Genomic DNA, 16,177 nt, shown 5'->3' on the forward strand with positions numbered 1-16,177 from the left:
CCATGTCTTCGCCGTCGGATCGCAATTTGGCTGCCGTGTCGCACTCGCCCGGCGAGGTGCTCACGCTGATCGCTTCGGGGGCGGTCGCGACCCGTGCCGACATCGCCCGGGTGACCGGAATGGCCCGCTCGACGGTCTCCCAGCGCGTGGACGCGCTGATCGCGCACGGTCTCGTGGACGAGGACGCCGACGGCGGCTCCACCGGCGGCCGTCCGCCGCGTCGGCTGGCGCTGAGCACCCGTGAGCACGCGGTGGCCGGGGTGGACCTGGGGGCCTCGCACTGCCGGGTGGCACTGATGGACATCGGCGGGACCACGCTCGCTGCGCACGAAGAACCGCTGCTGATCGGGGACGGCCCGGATTCCGTGCTGCGGCACGTGGAACGCACCGTGCGGGCACTGCTGGAGGAGACGGGCCGGGATCCGACGACGCTGCGGTCCATCGGTGTCGGAGTGCCGGGTCCGGTGGAGTTCTCCACCGGCCGTCCGGTCGATCCGCCGATCATGCCGGGCTGGCACCAGTACCCGATCCCGGAGTTCTTCGCCTCCCGCTTCGGGGTGCGGGCGCTGGTCGACAACGATGTGAACGTGATGGCTCTGGGCGAGCAGCGGCGCGCGTTCCCGGACTGCCGCTATCTGCTGTACATCAAGGTCGGTACGGGGATCGGCTGCGGGATCGTCGCGGACGGCAAGCTGCACCGGGGCGCGCAGGGGTGCGCGGGCGACATCGGCCATATCCGGGTCGGGGATCTGGACGATCCCTGCCGGTGCGGCAATTCGGGCTGTCTGGAGGCCGTCGCGGGCGGTGCGTCACTGGCGGCGAAGCTGGTCGGGCTGGGGCTGGACGCGACGTCGGGCAGTGACGTCGTGCGCCTGGTGCGGTCCGGGAACCGGGACGCGGTGCGGATGGTGCGGGAGGCCGGGCGGGCGGTGGGCGAGGTCCTCGCCGGTCTGGTGAACTTCTTCAATCCGGACACGGTGGTGATGGGCGGCGCGCTGGCCGCCGTACACGATCAGTTGCTCGCGGGGGTCCGGGAAGCGGTGTACCGGCGCTCGCATCCGCTGGCCACCCAGTTGCTGCGGATCGAGCCGAGCCGTACGGGCGAGAACGCGGCGGCTGTGGGGGCGGGCATCCTCGCGATCGAGCACGCGCTGTCCCCCGCGCAGGTGAACCGGCTGGTCGCGGGGTGAGCGCGGATGCCCCTCCGCGCGCGGAGGGGCATCGGTCACGCGTCAGACGGTCACGCCGGAGTCATCAGGTCCCACCGGGCCTCGAACAGCACGCACCGGTACTGTGCCCAGCTCCCGTCGGCGACGCCCGCGTCCCCGGCCGCGACACATTCCTGCTGGGTGTCGAACGTGCCGGAGACGTCCCAGCCCTGTGCCCCGGTCTCGGAAGCGGCGGCGGCCGAGGCCGTGGCCACGGTGAGGGCGGCCGGGGCGACGGTGAGTGCGAGCGCCATGGCGATGCCCGCGGCCGCGGTGGCGGCGGTCCTGGTCGGCCTGTACATGAGGTCCTCCTTCTCGGCTTTACGGATTCCCGGCGTCCCGCCGCCGCGGCGACGGCCCCGGTGCGGTCTCAGCGGGTGCGCACGATGTCCACGTCGGACGCCTTCACGAAGGCGATCCGGTGGCCGATCTGCACGGTCACGTACTTCTCCGCGCCGCGGAAGTACGCGTGGTCGAGCGGGTACGAGGAGTCGATCGTCGGCGCGTAGAAGAATCCCGTCGGTGCCTCGCCGCCGCCGGGGTAGGACTGGCCGGCCTTGATCTTGTACTGGAGCGGCGCGCCCACCCGCTTGTCCGCGAAGTCCGCGGGGTACTCGGACTTCTCCGGGTAGGCGACCCCGTACACCGGGACGTCCGTGCGGCCGACCTTCGGCCTGACGACGTAGCCGGAGGTGGGGGTGGTGTTGCCGCTGCGGGCCGGGGTCTCGAACCAGGCCTTCTGGCCGTACCACCAGATCGCCGTCCATCCGGGTGCGTGGTCCGCGACGACGGCCTGCTGGGTGGCGCTGATCTTGCTGCCCCAGTCGGCGGCGCAGTTCGTGCCGGGCGAGCCGTCGGTGTGGAGGCCGGGGTCGGAGAAGAGGGGCGCGTCGGCGGACGGCGCGGTGTGCAGCGGGACGGCACTGGAGCCCTGGACCGGCAGGTCGACGCCCTTCTCGCAGTCGCGGAAGGCCTGCTGGTTCTTCTTGAAGTCCGGGCTGACGGTGATCAGTTCGCTGTTCTTGGGGGCGCTCGGCACGGTGGGCTTGCCGAGCAGCTTCATGAAGCGGTTCCAGTCCCAGTACGTGCCCGGGTCCCAGTGCATGTTCTTGGTGCCGGACGCGCTGGTGGGCGGCACTCCGTCGTGGCCGATGATGTGCTGGCGGTCGAGCGGTATGTCGTACTTGGCGGCGAGGTAGCGCACCAGTTTCGCGGTCGAGCGGTACATCTCGGGGGTGTACCACTTGGCGCCCTCGACGGCGACGCCCTCCTGCTCGATGCCAATGGAGTGGCTGTTGACGTACCAGTTGCCGGCCTGCCAGGCGACGTCCTTGCCCTTGACCATCTGCGTGACATGACCGTCGCCCGAGCGCACGACGTAGTGGGCGGAGGTCTGCTTCAGCGGGTTCTGGAAGATCTTCAGGGTGGTGTCGAAGTCTTCCTCGGTGTCGTGCAGAACGATGAACCGGACCTTGTTGGTGTGCGGCCGGTCCGCGGTGTCGTAGTTCCCGTACGTCTCCTTGTCGGCCGGGTCACCCGTCTGCTGGTAGGCCGCCGGCACCCAGTCGCACGAGAGGCTGCGCGGGCATTCCGGTCGCACCCCGTCCGCACCGGCCTGCGCCACGGGGCTGAGCAGCGCCATGCTCAGTGCGCCGACGCCTGTCAGCGCGATTGCGAGTCCGGTCCTCTGCTTGGACGTCATGACAACCCTTCTTGGAGCCGTGCGTGCTGGAGCCGTGCGTGTTCCGTTCTCATTGATCCGCTGTGCGCGCACACTCTCCGACCTGAGATGACAGCGCGTCAAGGGATCCGTGGGGGTCGCTGACCGAGCCAGTGGACCAGACCACTGGCAGGGCGTCTGACCTGCGAAGGAAAGAATCAACCAGGCACATCCGACGGCCTGTTGCCTGGGCCCTGGGCACCGTGCGGACGGCCGCCCGAGCGCGCCGGAGACCCATCCGCACACACTCCTTTTATGTGACTAATCCCGAATGTGCGTGCCTCGAACGGACGAAGGGTAGTGCTCGCGCCGACACGATCACGTCCGCGCGAGCCCCGCGCGGCGCCCCAGGAAAGGCCGTACGCACATGGCTCAGCCCTTCACCCTGCCGGACTTCTACGTTCCGTATCCGGCGCGGCTCAACGCCCATGTCGAAGAGGCCCGGGTACACACCAAGGAGTGGGCGCGCAGCATGGGGATGGTGGAGGGTTCGGGCATCTGGGAGGAGAAGGACATCGACTCCCACGACTACGCGCTGCTGTGCGCGTACACCCATCCCGACTGCTCGGCCGAGGCGCTCTCCCTGGTCACCGACTGGTACGTGTGGGTCTTCTTCTTCGACGACCACTTCCTGGAACTCTTCAAACGCAACCCCGACCGTGAGGGCGCCAAGCGCTATCTGGACCGGTTGCCGGCGTTCATGCCGATGGACCGCGGGGCCCCGATGCCGGAGCCGGTCAATCCGGTCGAGGCGGGGCTGGCCGATCTGTGGACCCGTACGGTGCCGGGCATGTCCGACGCCTGGCGGGCCAGGTTCGCCGTGGCGACCGAGAACCTGCTCAACGAGTCGCTGTGGGAGCTCTCCAACATCAACGAGGGGCGCGTCGCGAACCCGGTCGAGTACATCGAGATGCGCCGCAAGGTGGGCGGCGCCCCGTGGTCGGCGGGGCTCGTGGAGTACGCGGCGGGCGCCGAGGTCCCCGAGGCGGTGGCCGGCGAGCGTGCGCTGCGGGTGCTGCGCGACGCCTTCTCCGACGCCGTGCATCTGCGCAACGACCTCTTCTCGTACCAGCGGGAGGTGGAGGACGAGGGCGAGAACAGCAACGGTGTGCTCGTCCTGGAGCACTTCCTCGGCTGTTCCACGCAGGAGGCCGCCGACGCGGTGAACGACCTTCTGACGTCCCGGCTCCAGCAGTTCGAGAACACCGCGCTCACCGAACTCGGGCCGCTCTGCGCCCGGAAGGGGCTCGACCCGGCGCAGACCGCGGCGGTGCTCGCGTACGTCAAGGGCCTGCAGGACTGGCAGTCCGGCGGCCATGAGTGGCACATGCGCTCCAGCCGCTACATGAACGACGGCGCGGTCGAAGCGGCCACCACCGGCTTCGGGATGGCCGCGGCGTCGATCCGGTTCACCGCGCGCTCGGAGGCGGCCCGGCTGCGCAGCCACACCCACGTGCCCTACCGGCGCGTCGGCCCGTCGCTGGTGCCCGCCATCGAACTGCCCTTCGACACAAGGCTCAGTCCGCATCTGGACGGGGCGCGGGTCCGCATCGTCGACTGGGCGCGCCGGATGGGCCTTCTGGAGGCCCAGCCGGGGGTGCCCGGTTCGCACATCTGGGACGAGGCGCGGCTCCTGGCGGCCGATCTGCCGCTGTGCGCTGCGGGTCTGCACCCGGACGCGACACCGCAGGAGCTGGATCTCTCCTCCCAGTGGCTGACCTGGGGGACGTACGGCGACGACTGGTTCCCGGTGGTGCACGGGCGGGCCCGCGATCTGGCGGGCGCCGAGCTCGCCAACGAGCGGCTGTCGCTGTTCATGCCGCTGGACGGGTCGGGGACGCCCGAGCCGGTCAACGCCCTGGAGCGGGGGCTCGCCGATCTCTGGGCACGGACCTCGGCCCCGATGGACGCGAGCGGGCGCCGCGCGTTCCGCACGTCGGTCCAGGACATGACCGCCAGCTGGGTGTGGGAGCTGGCGAACCAGGTGCAGAACCGCATCCCGGACCCGGTGGACTACATCGAGATGCGGCGCATGACGTTCGGCTCCGACCTCACGATGAGCCTGAGCCGGCTGGGTCACGGCAGGAAGGTTCCGCCTGAGGTCTACCGCAGTGGGCCGCTGCGCTCCCTGGAGAACGCGGCGGCGGACTACGCATGTCTGCTCAACGACCTGTTCTCGTACCAGAAGGAGATCGAGTTCGAGGGCGAGGTGCACAACGGCGTCCTGGTCGTGCAGAACTTCTTCGGGGTGGACTATCCGACCGGGGTGGCGATCGTGCACGACCTGATGAAGTCGAGGCTGAGGCAGTTCCTGCACGTCGCCGAGCACGAACTCCCCGTGCTCTACGACGACTTCGGACTGGACGCGGAGGCCCGGGAGGTCCTGGCCGGGTACGTCCAGGAGCTGAAGCACTGGATCGCGGGCATCCTGATCTGGCACCGGGACTGCCGGCGCTACCGGGAGCAGGACCTGCTGCGCGGCACCGGCACCCCGTGGCACCTCAGCGGTCCCACGGGGCTCGGTGTGTCGGCGGCGCGGGTGACCGCGCTGTTCGCTCAGCCCTCGGCGGTCAGCGTGTAGCGGCCACCGGCACGTGCCTTGAAGACCTTCTCGCCACCCGCGAACAGCGAGCTGCGGACGGTCACTTCGCGGGTGCGGCTCGCCGTGACCACCACACGGCGGGCCTGCCCGGCGGCCCATTCGATGTCGACGGTGAAGCCTCCCCTGGCGCGCAGTCCGCGCACCGATCCGTCCGGCCAGCCCGAGGGGAGGGCGGGGAGGATGTCGACGGTGTCGTGCTGGCTCTGCAGCAGCATCTCGGCGATGCCCGAGGTGGCGCCGAAGTTGCCGTCGATCTGGAAGGGCGGGTGGGTGTCCCAGAGGTTGGGCAGGGTGGAGTTCTTCAGCTGTTCGGAGAGCATCCGGTGGGCGTGGTCGCCGTCGCGCAGCCGCGCCCAGAAGTTGATCTTCCACGCCTTCGACCAGCCGGTGCCGCCGTCGCCGCGCGCCCCGAGGGAGACCTCGGCCGCATCGGCCCACTTGCTGCCGGGTTCGATCTGCCGCCCGGGGTGCAGGGCGAAGAGGTGCGAGACATGGCGGTGGTCGTCGGCCGGGTCGTCCCGGTCGGTCTTCCACTCCTGGAGCTGCCCCCACGACCCGATCCGCAGTCCGGGGTCGAGCCGGCCGAGGGCGGTCTCCAGCCTGCCCCGGAAGGCCGGTGTGTCACCGAGGGTCCGGGCGGCCTCCAGGGTGTTGGTGAGGAGATCGTGCACGATCTGCTGGGACATCGCGGCACCGGCGGTGAAGTCGCCGTGCTCGGGTGAGTAGCTGGGGGTGACGACGAGCAGTCCGTCGCGCGGGTCGGTGCGCAGGTTGGCCAGCCAGAACTCGGCGGCCTCCTTCATCGCCGGGTAGGCGGTGGAGCGCAGGTAGTCGGTGGATCCGCTGAACCGGTAGTGCTCGTACATCTGCTGGGTGAGCCAGGCGGCCGCCTCCGGGAACCAGAAGGCGGTGGACCAGTCGTGGACGCCGGTGAAGCCGTACGGGTTGGTCTCGTTGTGCACCACCCAGCCGTCGGTCCCGAACATCTCCTTCGCCGTCCTGCGGCCCGGGGCGCGCATCGCCTCGATGTAGCGGTCGTAGGGTGCGGTGGTCTCGGCGAGGTTGGTGACCTCGGCGAGCCAGTAGTTCATCTGCAGATTGATGTTGCTGTGGTAGTCGGCGGACCAGGGCGGGGTGGTCGAGTTGTTCCACACGCCCTGGAGGTTGGCGGGCAGCGAGCCGGCCCGCGAGGAGGCGATCAGCAGGTAGCGGCCGTACTGGAAGAACAGCGCCTCCAGGGCCCGGTCGGCGGGGCTCGTCCCGCCCGTGTAGGCGGCGAGCAGGCGGTCGGTGGGCAGGTCGGGCAGTTCCTGGCCGATGTCGAGGGCGACCCGGTCGAAGAGGGCGCGGTGGTCGCGTACGTGGGCGTCGCGGACCTTCTCGTACGAGCCACGGGCGGCGAGGTCCACGGCGGCGCTGACCGCGGTGTGCGGGTCCTCGCCCCGGTAGGCGGGGTAGCTGTCGGCGTAGTCGGTGCCCGCGGCGAGGAAGAACCAGGCACTGTCGGCGCCGGTGACCGTGAGGGTGCCGTCCGTGCCCGCGGTGACGGTGCCGCCGCTGGTCCGGACGCGGATCTGGGCCTCGAAGCGCAGACCGTTGTCCTTCAGGGTGCCGCGTACGGTGAGCCGGTCCCGGTCGGCGGTGACGGTGCAGTCGCTGCGGGGCGAGGTGTAGCGCAGGGTGAAGGAGACCTGGCCCGGGCGGTCGGCGCCGAGGCGGCCCGCGATGACCCTGCCCGGATGGGAGACGAAGAACTCCCGTGTGTGCCTGGCCTCTTGGTGGGTGTAGGTCACGGCGGCGAGGGCGTTGCGCAGGTCGAGGGTGCGGCGGTAGGAGGCGTCGGGGGCGGCCGGGGCGTTCGGCAGATCCAGTCTCAGGTCACCGAAGACCTGGTAGGCGCCGTAGCCGCGGCGCGGCTGCCCGAGTTCGGCGGCGACGGCGTCCGGGCCGAGTGCGCCCTGGCTGTCGAGGCGCTGCTGCACGTCGGCGAGGGCGCCTGGCCTGGGAGCGGTCCAGTTCCCGAAGTCGTAGCCCTGAGCGGAGCCAGGGCCGCCGGTCCACAGGGTCTTCTCGTTGAAGGTGAGCTGCTCGGAGGCGAGTGTGCCGAACACGCTCGCGCCGAGGGCACCGCCGCCGATGGGCAGCGACTCGCGCTCCCAGCTCGCAGCCGGCGCGTCGTACCGGAGCATGGGCTCCGCCTGTTTCTTCGAGTCGGCGGCTCTCACCGATTCATCGGAGGTACCGGCAGCAGCAGCCATGCCGGAAAGGGCAGGGATCCCCAGTGCCAGCGCACCAGTTGCCCCTATCGCTGTCTTCACGGTGGTACGTCGCGTGATCCCGGATGTCATGCGGCCGACCGTAAAGGTCCGACGACTGACCCGACAAGGAGCATGACAAAGCGGCCTCTTGGACGGAGGCCGCGAGTACTTGGACGGATGTCGGCGGGTGCGCCCCCGCAGCCGCCCGGTACCTGCGGGCGGCCTGCGAGCGGTGTGAAGTCAGCCCTGCTGGAACAGCTCGGCGGGCAGTGGCTTGAGCAGGGTGTACAGGTCGTCGGTGATCGGCCGGTCCCAGCTGGCGATGGTGACCAGCACACCGTCGCTGCGGTCGAACTGGACGCAGGAGATCCGGCTCTCGGAGAGCTTGACGCGGCGCACGATCAGCAGGTTGTCGCCCTGCATCACGGGCATGTCCTCCGTGCCGGTGACCTCGACCGGCTCGTCGTTCTCCAGCGCGAGCAGCAGCTGGGCGACCTCGAACGGGACCTGGCCCTCCTCGGTCTCGCGGGCGGGCGAGCCCTCCGGGAGGTTGCCGATGATCATCGCGGGGCCGCGGCCGCCGAACAGGTCGTAGCGCAGGAAGACGCCCTGACAGCTTCCGTCGGGAGCGGGCAGCAGACCGGCGCCGAGGTTTCCGGGCCAGTCGCCCGGGTCCATGGCCAGGACGTCGAAGTCGGGGCCCGCGGGGGTGGCGGCGCTACGGCGGCGGAGGAAGGACATGCAGACATGTTACGTGTCCGGGCTCACCTTGCGGAGCCGGGTCCGCGCAGGCCGGGGCCCCGGAGCGGACGCGGGCCGGCTCCGGGGAGAATTCCGCGGCCGGGGTCCGGCCCCGGCCGCGGTCCGGCTCGGCCGCGTGCGGAGATCACGTTCACCGCTCGCGGCGACCGCGCCACCCTCGGTGCGCGGCCCCGCCGGCCGCTTTCCGTCCCGCCGTGCCGCCGGTCGGGTGATCACGGGTCGACGGGTCGCGGTCCGGAGCCCCCGGCCGGCCCCGGCCCCGGAACCGCGTCGTGTCAGGCCGCGGCGCGCCCTCAGGTCAGGTCGAACTCGCCGTCGCGTGCGTTCACCACGAAGGCACGCCATTCGGCCGGGGTGAAGACGATCGACGGGCTGCCGGGTTTCCCCGCGTTGCGCATCGCGATGAATCCCTCGACGAAGGCGATCTGGACGTCCCCCACGCCCTGACTGCCCGACCTCCACTGCGCGTTGCCGAGGTCGAGATCCGGCTTGTCCCAGCCCGCGAAGGGGTGCTGGGCCGTGGTGCGCTCCGCCACTTCGGCTCCTCCCACTTGTCGTCCCGGGCCAAAGGGTAGCCACCCCCGGCAGTCCCGGACAGGGCGCGAAGGGGGCTTCCGCCGGCCCGGGACCGACCGGTGTCAGCTGCTGGGCGGCTCGGCTCCGACCAGCCACATGGCGAAGAACTGCGCCCCGCCCCCGTAGGCGTGGCCGAGCGCCTTCCGGGCCCCCGCCACCTGGTGTGCGCCCGCCTGCCCCCGTACCTGCAACGCGGCCTCGGCGAAGCGGATCATGCCGGAGGCGCCGATGGGATTGGTGGAGAGCACGCCGCCCGACGGGTTCACCGGCAGGTCGCCGTCGAGCTCGGTGACACCGGACTCGGTGAGCTTCCAGCCCTCCCCCTCGTCGGCGAAGCCCAGGTTCTCCAGCCACATCGGCTCGTACCAGGAAAAGGGCACGTACATCTCCACGGCGTCGATCTCCCGCCGCGGGTCGCTGATGCCCGCCTGCCGGTACACATCGGCGGCGCAGTCGCGGCCCGCCCGCGGCGAGACGAAGTCCTTCCCCGCGAAGAGGGTCGGCTCGCTGCGCATCGCGCCGCCGTGCACCCAGGCGGGCGGTTGCGGTGAACGGGCCGCCCCGGCACGGTCGGTGAGGACCATCGCGCAGGCCCCGTCGGAGGAGGGGCAGGTCTCCGAGTAGCGGATCGGGTCCCAGAGCATCGGTGCCGAGCGGACCTTCTCCAGGGTGATGTCCGGGTCGTGGATGTGCGCGTAGGGATTCTTGAGCGCGTTGCGGCGGTCCTTGTACGCGACGAGGGAGCCGACCGTGTCCGGCGCCCCGGTCCGGCGCATGTACGCCCGTACGTGCGGGGCGAAGAAGCCGCCCGCTCCGGCCAGCAGCGGCTGCTGGAACGGGATGGGCAGCGAGAGCCCCCACATGGCGTTGGACTCGGACTGCTTCTCGAAGGCGAGGGTGAGGACGGTGCGGTGCACCCGCGCGGAGACCAGATTGGCGGCGACCAGCGCGGTGGAGCCGCCGACCGAGCCCGCGGTGTGCACCCGGAGCATCGGTTTGCCGACCGCGCCGAGGGCGTCGGCGAGATAGAGCTCCGGCATCATCAGGCCCTCGAAGAAGTCGGGGGCCTTGCCGATGACGACGGCGTCGATGTCCGCCCAGGTCAGGGCCGCGTCCTCCAGTGCGCGGACGGCGGCCTCGCGGACGAGTCCGGCGATGGAGACGTCCTGGCGTGCGGCCACATGCTTCGTCTGGCCGATGCCGACGACGGCCACGGGCTCCTCAGGCATGAGCGCTCTCCCCTTCGAGGACGGCGACCAGGTTCTGCTGCAGGCAGGGCCCGGAGGTGGCGTGGGCGAGTGCCCGGTCGGACTCGCCGCGGTGGATGCGGGCAGCGGCCTCGCCGAGGCGGATCAGCCCGGTGGCCATGACGGGGTTGGCGGCGAGCGCGCCGCCGGAGGGATTGACGTCGACACTGTCGTCGAGCCGGAGCGCCTTGCGCAGCACCACCTCCTGGGAGGTGAACGGTGCATGCAACTCGGCGGTGTCCACGGGCCGTTCGAAGAACCCGGCGCGGGTCGCGGCGATCCGGGTGGACGGTGAGTCGGTCAGCTCCCGCACACCGAGGGAGTGGGCCTCGATGCGGTGGTCGATGCCGCGGATCCAGGCGGGGCGGGGGCACAGGGCCCGTGCGGTGTCACCGGCGGCGAGGATCACGGCTGCCGCGCCGTCGCCGATCGGCGGGCAGTCGCCGGTGCGCAGCGGCTGCACGAGGTAGTCGCCGGCCGGGACCGGCCCCTTGAGCTGGGCGTGCGGGTTGTCCGCGGCGGCGGTGCGGCTGCGGTGGGCGATCGCAGCGAGCGCGGCCTCGTCCGTGTCGCCCGCGTCGATCAGCGCCTGGGCCTGGAGGGCGGCGAGCGCCACGGAGTCCGGCCAGAGCGGGCCGACGTAGTACGGGTCGAGCTGGCGGGTGAGGACGTCGCGCACCTGGCCGGGCGAGGACTTCCCGTAGGAGTAGACGAGCGCGGTGTCCGCCTGGCCCGTCTGGATCTTCACCCAGGCCTCGTACAGCGCCCAGGCCCCGTCCATCTCCACGTGGGACTCGGAGATCGGCGGGTTGGCGCCGACGCCGTCGAGCGCCATGGTGAAGGAGAAGGCCCGGCCCGCGAGGTAGTCGCTGGAGCCGGAGCAGGTGAAGCCGATGTCACTCGCCCTGAGCCCGGTCGCGCCGAGGACCTGGTGGAGGACGGGCATCAGCATCTCGACTTCGGAGAGTTCGTCGGTCTGCCGCAGATGGTCGGTCTGCGCGAAGGCGACGATCGCCACGTCTCGCATCTAGAGCAGCTCCTTGTACGCGTCGTAGTCGGCGTCCGGCTCGCCGGTCGGCCGGTAGTGATCGGGGTGCCGCCCGTCCTCGGTCCACACGGGTTCGACGCGCAGGCCCATGCGTACCTGGTCGTACGGGATGCCGCCGATCCGGGCGTGCAGTGCGAGGTCCGCGCCGTCGAGCGCGACGTGCGCGTAGACGTAGGGGACTTCGATGTCGAGGTTCTTGGCCTTGATGTTGACGATGCAGAACGTGGTGACGGTGCCGCGCGGGCCGACCTCGACCTGTTCGGTGGTGGCGACACCACAGGTGGGGCAGGCGCCGCGGGGCGGTACGTACACCTTGTGGCAGGACGGGCAGCGCTCGCCGACGATGTGCTGCCGGGAGAGTGCGCCGAGGTAGGCGCTCTGGGCGCGGCCGGGGGTGTACCGGTAGTCGAGCCGGGCCGGGGTGACGATGCCGGTGACGGGGTCGGTGAACTCGCCGTCGTGCGGGGCCGATCGCCCGGTGTCACCGCCGTCGTACGGCTCGAAGCAGGCGATGTCGGTGATCGCGCCGGTGCGTTCGGCGGCCCAGCGGATCCGTACCCGCATGCCGCTGTGCACGGCGTCGGGGCCGGGGGCGTCGAGTGCGTGCAGCAGTGCGGTGTCGGCGCCGTCGAGCCGGACCAGGACCCAGGCGAAGGGGGTGGTGAGGGGCTGGGCGGGGCGGGGGGCGGGGTTCCAGGCCCAGGTGGTGACGGTGCCGGTGGCGGCGACCTCGGTCAGTTCGCGGAGTTCCTCCGCGGTGACGGGGTCGTACTCGACGGGCGGGACCAGGACCTTTCTGTCGGCGGTGTGCACGCCGAGGACGGTGCGTTCGCGCAGTCCGGTGAGGAAGGCGCTCTGCACCGGCCCCAGGGAGCGGGTGAAGGGGAATTCGACCACCAGCGGTGCGCTGAGGGCTTCGGGCACGGTTGACTCCTCGGCTCAGGCGCGCCGGTAGACGGGCGGGCGCTTCTCGGCGAAGGCGCGGGCGCCTTCCTTGGCGTCTTCGGTCGCGAACACCGGCCAGCCGCGCTTGAGTTCGGCGGCCAGCCCCTCGGTCTCGGTCATCTCGGCGGTCTCGTACACGGACGCCTTGACGGCCTCGACGGCGAGCGGTCCGCAGGCATTGATGCGTTCGGCGACGGCGAGGGCCTCCTCCAGTGCCGTGCCGTCGGGGACGACCCGGCCGATCAGCCCGATGCCGGCGGCCTCCTCGGCGCTGTACGCACGCCCGGTCAGGAGCATTTCGAGCGCGTGGGTCCGGGCGATCTGGCGCGGCAGCCGGACCGTCGAGCCGCCGATGGGGAAGAGCCCGCGCTGCACCTCGAAGAGCCCGAAGGTGGCGCCCGCCCCGGCGATCCGGATGTCGGTGCCCTGGAGGATCTCGGTGCCGCCCGCGACGCAGTGGCCCTCCACGGCGGCGATGACCGGTTTGCGGGGGCGGTGGTGGCGCAGCATCGCCTTCCAGTGCAGATCGGGGTCGGCGGTCATCCGGTCCCGGTACTGCTCGCCCTCCATTCCCTTGCCCGCCAGGGCCTTGAGGTCCATGCCGGCGCAGAAGCAGCCGCCCGCGCCGGTGAGGACCACCGAGCGGATGCCGTCGTCCTCGTCCGCCGCCAGCCAGCCGTCGTGGAGCCCGACCAGCATCGGCAGGGACAGGGCGTTCTTCGCCTCCGGCCTGTTCAGGGTGAGCACCAGCGTGGCGCCCTCGCGCCGCACGTCGAGGTGTTCCGTACCACCCATTGTCCGCCTCCCGTCTAAAGACCTAGAACAGGTTGCAGTAGGTGGTGGCCCAGTTCAATAGTTTTCTGACAGCTAGTCAGATTTCCTCGCGGCACCCCTTCCCAGTTGCGCCTCCCGGCGCTCTAATGACCGCCGAGCCAGTCAGCTTCCGGGGTCAGGAGGAACGGTGGAGTACAACCTTGCCGACCTGTTCGAGTCGGTCGTCGACGCGGTCCCGGAACGCGAGGCGCTCGTGTACGTCGACCGTCCCGGCACGGGCGCGGAGCGCCGGCTGACGTACGCGGAGCTGGACGCGGCGGCCAACCGGCTGGCCCACCACCTGATCGAGGCGGGCATCACTCCGGGCGAGCATCTGGGGCTGCACCTCTACAACGGGGTGGAGTACCTCCAGACCGTGCTGGCCTGCCTGAAGGCCCGGATCGTCCCGGTCAACGTGAACTACCGTTACGTGGAAGAGGAGTTGATCTACCTCTACCGTGACGCGGATCTGGCCGCACTGGTCTTCGACGCCGAGTTCGACGAGCGGGTCGCGGCCGCCGCGCCGAAGGCCCCGGGCCTGCGCCATCTCGTACGGGTGGGAGCGCCGGAGGCGGGGGGGCGCGGCCCGGACGCCGTCGCCCTCACCGATGCCGAGGCGTCCGGCAGCCCGGAGCGCGGGTTCCCGCCGCGGTCGGCCGACGACCAGTTCATCATCTACACCGGTGGCACCACCGGAATGCCCAAGGGTGTGATGTGGCGCCAGGAGGACCTCTTCTTCTCCGGCCTCGGCGGGGGCGCGCCCACCGGCGAGCCGGTGAAGTCCCCGCAGGAGCTGGCCGAACGGGTCGCCGCGGGCGGTGACGGCATCACCTTCTTCCCCACCCCGCCGCTGATGCACGGCACCTCGACGCTCACCGCCTTCATCGGTTTCAACTTCGGGCAGCGGGTCGTGGTGCACCGCAAGTTCGTGCCCGAGGAGGTGCTCCGTACGATCGAGAAGGAGAAGGTCACCAGCGTGTCGCTGGTGGGGGACGCGATGCTGCGACCGCTGATCGACGCACTGAGGGGCCCACTGAAGGGCACCGACTGCTCCTCGCTGTTCTCGGTGTCCAGTTCGGGCGCGATCATGTCGGACTCGGTGCGCGCCGAGTTCCAGGAACTGGTGCCGACGGTGATGCTGCTGAACAACTTCGGCTCGTCGGAGTCCGGGTTCAACGGCACGGCGACGGCCGACTCGGGCCCGGAGAACGGCTTCCGGCTCCGTGTCAACTCCCGTACTGCGGTGGTCGATCCGGCGACGTACGAGCCGGTGGCTCCGGGTGAGCCGGGACGGCTCGCCCAGCGCGGGCACGTGCCGCTCGGCTACTACAACGACCCCGCAAAGACCGCGGAGACCTTCTTCCGGCGGGGCGACGAGCGATGGGTCCTGCTCGGGGACATGGCGACGGTCGACGAGGAGGGCATCGTCACGGTCCTCGGCCGCGGCTCGCAGTGCATCAACACCGGGGGCGAGAAGGTGTACCCCGAGGAGGTCGAGCAGGCGCTGAAGGCCCATCCGGACGTGTACGACGCACTGGTCGCAGCGGTGCCCGACGAGCGGTGGGGCAATCGCGTCGCGGCGGTGGTGCAACTGCGCGAGGGGGTGGCCGAGCCCACGCTCGACGATCTCCAGACCCACTGCCGGACCCGGCTGGCGGGCTACAAGATCCCTCGCCGGCTGGTGATCGCCGACCGGATCCAGCGCTCACCGAGCGGCAAGGCCGACTACCGGTGGGCCCGCTCGGTCGTCGCACCACGACCCGGATCCGGGGAGTGAGGGCGGGCCCGGCCGCGCGGGCGGACCGGGCCCGGTCACCCGGCGGCGGAGCCCGCGTCACCCATTCGGGCACGCTCCGAACCCGTCAGCTCACGCTATGTGGCAACAGGGGGAGATCGCCCATAGCTTCTACTCATGAAGAAACGAAACATCAGGGCATTTGTCCCGATCATCGTCCTCTCGGCCGCGGGGTGCGGAATGTCCTCCGCCTCGGCCACGGACTCGCACGAGGTCCGTCCTGGCGAGTCGATCCAGAAGGCCGTGGACGCCGCCCAGCCGGGTGACACCATCGTCCTGCTGCCCGGCACGTACCGGGAGAGCGTCCTGGTCACCAAGCCCGACCTGACGCTGCGCGGCTCCGGCACCAGGACCGTGCTCCGGCCGGCCACGAAAGCCGCCGACACCTGCGCGAAGGCCGGCAGCGGAATCTGCGTCCAGGGCCGGTCGGGCAAGACCGTCGACGGCGTCCGCGTCGAATCGCTGACCCTCTCCGGGTTCAAGAAGAACGGCGTCTGGGCCTCCTGGACGGACCGGCTGACCGTGCGCCGGGTCACCTCCGAGCACAACGGTGTCTGGGGCATCGCCCAGGAGCGCTCCACCCGCGGCGCGTTCATCGGCAACACCGCCCGTGCCAACGGCGACGCCGGCATCTTCGTCGCGAACACCGTCGACGAGGAGGGCGGTGCCACCGACACCCGGGGCACCGAGGTCCGGGACAACGCGCTGAAGGACAACCGGATCGGATTCACCGCCAGGCGGGTCCGGAACCTGTCGGTCCACGACAACAGCGTCTCCGGCAACTGCACCGGTGTGTTCGTCGTGGGCGACGAAGGAAAGCCGCAGGCCGGCGCCATGACCATCGAGTCCAACAAGATCACCGGCAACAACAAGTTCTGCTCCGCGACCGAGCGGCTGTCGGCCCTCCAGGGCTCCGGCCTCGTACTCACCGGGGCCGCGGACACCAAGGTGCGCTCGAACACCATCCGCGACAACTCCGGCACCACCCCGATGTCCGGCGGTGTCGTCCTGTTCAAGAGCTTCGTCGGCACGAAGAACACCGGCAACACCATCAGCGGCAACGTCGTGCTCGGCAACAAGCCGGCCGACCTCGCCAATGGGGACACCGGCAAGAACAACACCTTCGCCGACAACGTCTGTGCCAAGTCCGCGCCGGCCGGCATGTGCTGACCGGTGCACCCCCGCACGAGGAGAAGCGAGACA

Annotated in this window: 13 protein-coding genes; 4 read left to right on the forward strand and 9 right to left on the reverse strand. The window is 70.7% G+C overall.

Going from position 1 to position 16,177, the window contains the following annotated elements; genetic code table 11:
• The first annotated feature begins 35 nt into the window (after nt 1-35).
• Nucleotides 36-1,190, forward strand: coding sequence for an ROK family protein (locus ACFYY1_RS36125; protein ID WP_388593221.1), 1,155 nt, complete (start codon nt 36-38; stop codon nt 1,188-1,190).
• A 50-nt stretch (nt 1,191-1,240) separates the two neighbouring features.
• Here ACFYY1_RS36125 and ACFYY1_RS36130 read toward each other — a convergent pair whose 3' ends face one another.
• Nucleotides 1,241-1,510 (reverse strand): hypothetical protein, encoded by a 270-nt coding sequence (locus ACFYY1_RS36130; RefSeq protein ID WP_388593222.1) that lies wholly within the window; start codon nt 1,508-1,510, stop codon nt 1,241-1,243.
• A 68-nt stretch (nt 1,511-1,578) separates the two neighbouring features.
• The gene (locus tag ACFYY1_RS36135) at nt 1,579-2,910 is read right to left on the reverse strand and encodes an N-acetylmuramoyl-L-alanine amidase (RefSeq protein WP_388593225.1); all 1,332 of its coding nucleotides are present in this window, start codon (nt 2,908-2,910) and stop codon (nt 1,579-1,581) included.
• A gap of 385 nt (nt 2,911-3,295) precedes the next feature.
• Between ACFYY1_RS36135 and ACFYY1_RS36140 the strand changes: the two genes are divergently transcribed.
• A complete protein-coding gene (locus ACFYY1_RS36140) occupies nt 3,296-5,509 on the forward strand; it encodes a germacradienol/geosmin synthase (protein WP_388593228.1) in 2,214 nt (737 codons plus the stop codon).
• On the opposite strand, the gene ACFYY1_RS36145 is transcribed toward ACFYY1_RS36140, so the two are convergent.
• The 7 genes from ACFYY1_RS36145 to ACFYY1_RS36175 form a co-directional block, all read right to left on the reverse strand.
• Complete coding sequence (locus tag ACFYY1_RS36145) at nt 5,485-7,719, reverse strand: glycoside hydrolase N-terminal domain-containing protein (protein ID WP_388593321.1); 2,235 nt, start codon at nt 7,717-7,719, stop codon at nt 5,485-5,487. The genes ACFYY1_RS36140 and ACFYY1_RS36145 overlap by 25 nt on opposite strands.
• 309 nt (nt 7,720-8,028) lie before the next feature.
• Nucleotides 8,029-8,529: a hypothetical protein gene (locus ACFYY1_RS36150; protein ID WP_018550733.1), complete on the reverse strand. Its 501-nt coding sequence runs from the start codon at nt 8,527-8,529 to the stop codon at nt 8,029-8,031.
• Between the two features lie 314 nt (nt 8,530-8,843).
• Nucleotides 8,844-9,086 (reverse strand): DUF397 domain-containing protein, encoded by a 243-nt coding sequence (locus tag ACFYY1_RS36155; RefSeq protein ID WP_388593230.1) that lies wholly within the window; start codon nt 9,084-9,086, stop codon nt 8,844-8,846.
• A gap of 102 nt (nt 9,087-9,188) precedes the next feature.
• Complete coding sequence (locus ACFYY1_RS36160) at nt 9,189-10,355, reverse strand: thiolase domain-containing protein (RefSeq protein ID WP_388593233.1); 1,167 nt, start codon at nt 10,353-10,355, stop codon at nt 9,189-9,191.
• Entirely contained in the window at nt 10,348-11,400 is a 1,053-nt protein-coding gene (locus ACFYY1_RS36165) for a thiolase domain-containing protein (RefSeq protein ID WP_388593235.1), read from the reverse strand. The genes ACFYY1_RS36160 and ACFYY1_RS36165 overlap by 8 nt, the downstream gene beginning before the upstream one ends.
• Nucleotides 11,401-12,345, reverse strand: a complete 945-nt coding sequence (locus tag ACFYY1_RS36170) for a Zn-ribbon domain-containing OB-fold protein (protein ID WP_388593238.1) — start codon at nt 12,343-12,345, stop codon at nt 11,401-11,403.
• Nucleotides 12,346-12,360: 15 nt separating this feature from the next.
• A complete protein-coding gene (locus ACFYY1_RS36175) occupies nt 12,361-13,161 on the reverse strand; it encodes a crotonase/enoyl-CoA hydratase family protein (RefSeq protein WP_388593239.1) in 801 nt (266 codons plus the stop codon).
• 166 nt (nt 13,162-13,327) lie between these two features.
• Here ACFYY1_RS36175 and ACFYY1_RS36180 point away from each other — a divergent pair, with 166 nt between their 5' ends.
• Together ACFYY1_RS36180 and ACFYY1_RS36185 are read left to right on the forward strand one after the other, a co-directional pair.
• Nucleotides 13,328-14,956 carry an acyl-CoA synthetase gene (locus ACFYY1_RS36180; protein ID WP_388593240.1) on the forward strand — a complete coding sequence of 543 codons (1,629 nt, stop codon included), beginning with the start codon at nt 13,328-13,330 and terminating at the stop codon, nt 14,954-14,956.
• A 135-nt stretch (nt 14,957-15,091) separates the two neighbouring features.
• Nucleotides 15,092-16,144: a nitrous oxide reductase family maturation protein NosD gene (locus ACFYY1_RS36185; RefSeq protein WP_388593242.1), complete on the forward strand. Its 1,053-nt coding sequence runs from the start codon at nt 15,092-15,094 to the stop codon at nt 16,142-16,144.
• Nucleotides 16,145-16,177: the final 33 nt, after the last annotated feature.

It is taken from the genome of Streptomyces sp. NPDC001890, from assembly GCF_042891445.1.
GTDB lineage: Bacteria > Actinomycetota > Actinomycetes > Streptomycetales > Streptomycetaceae > Streptomyces.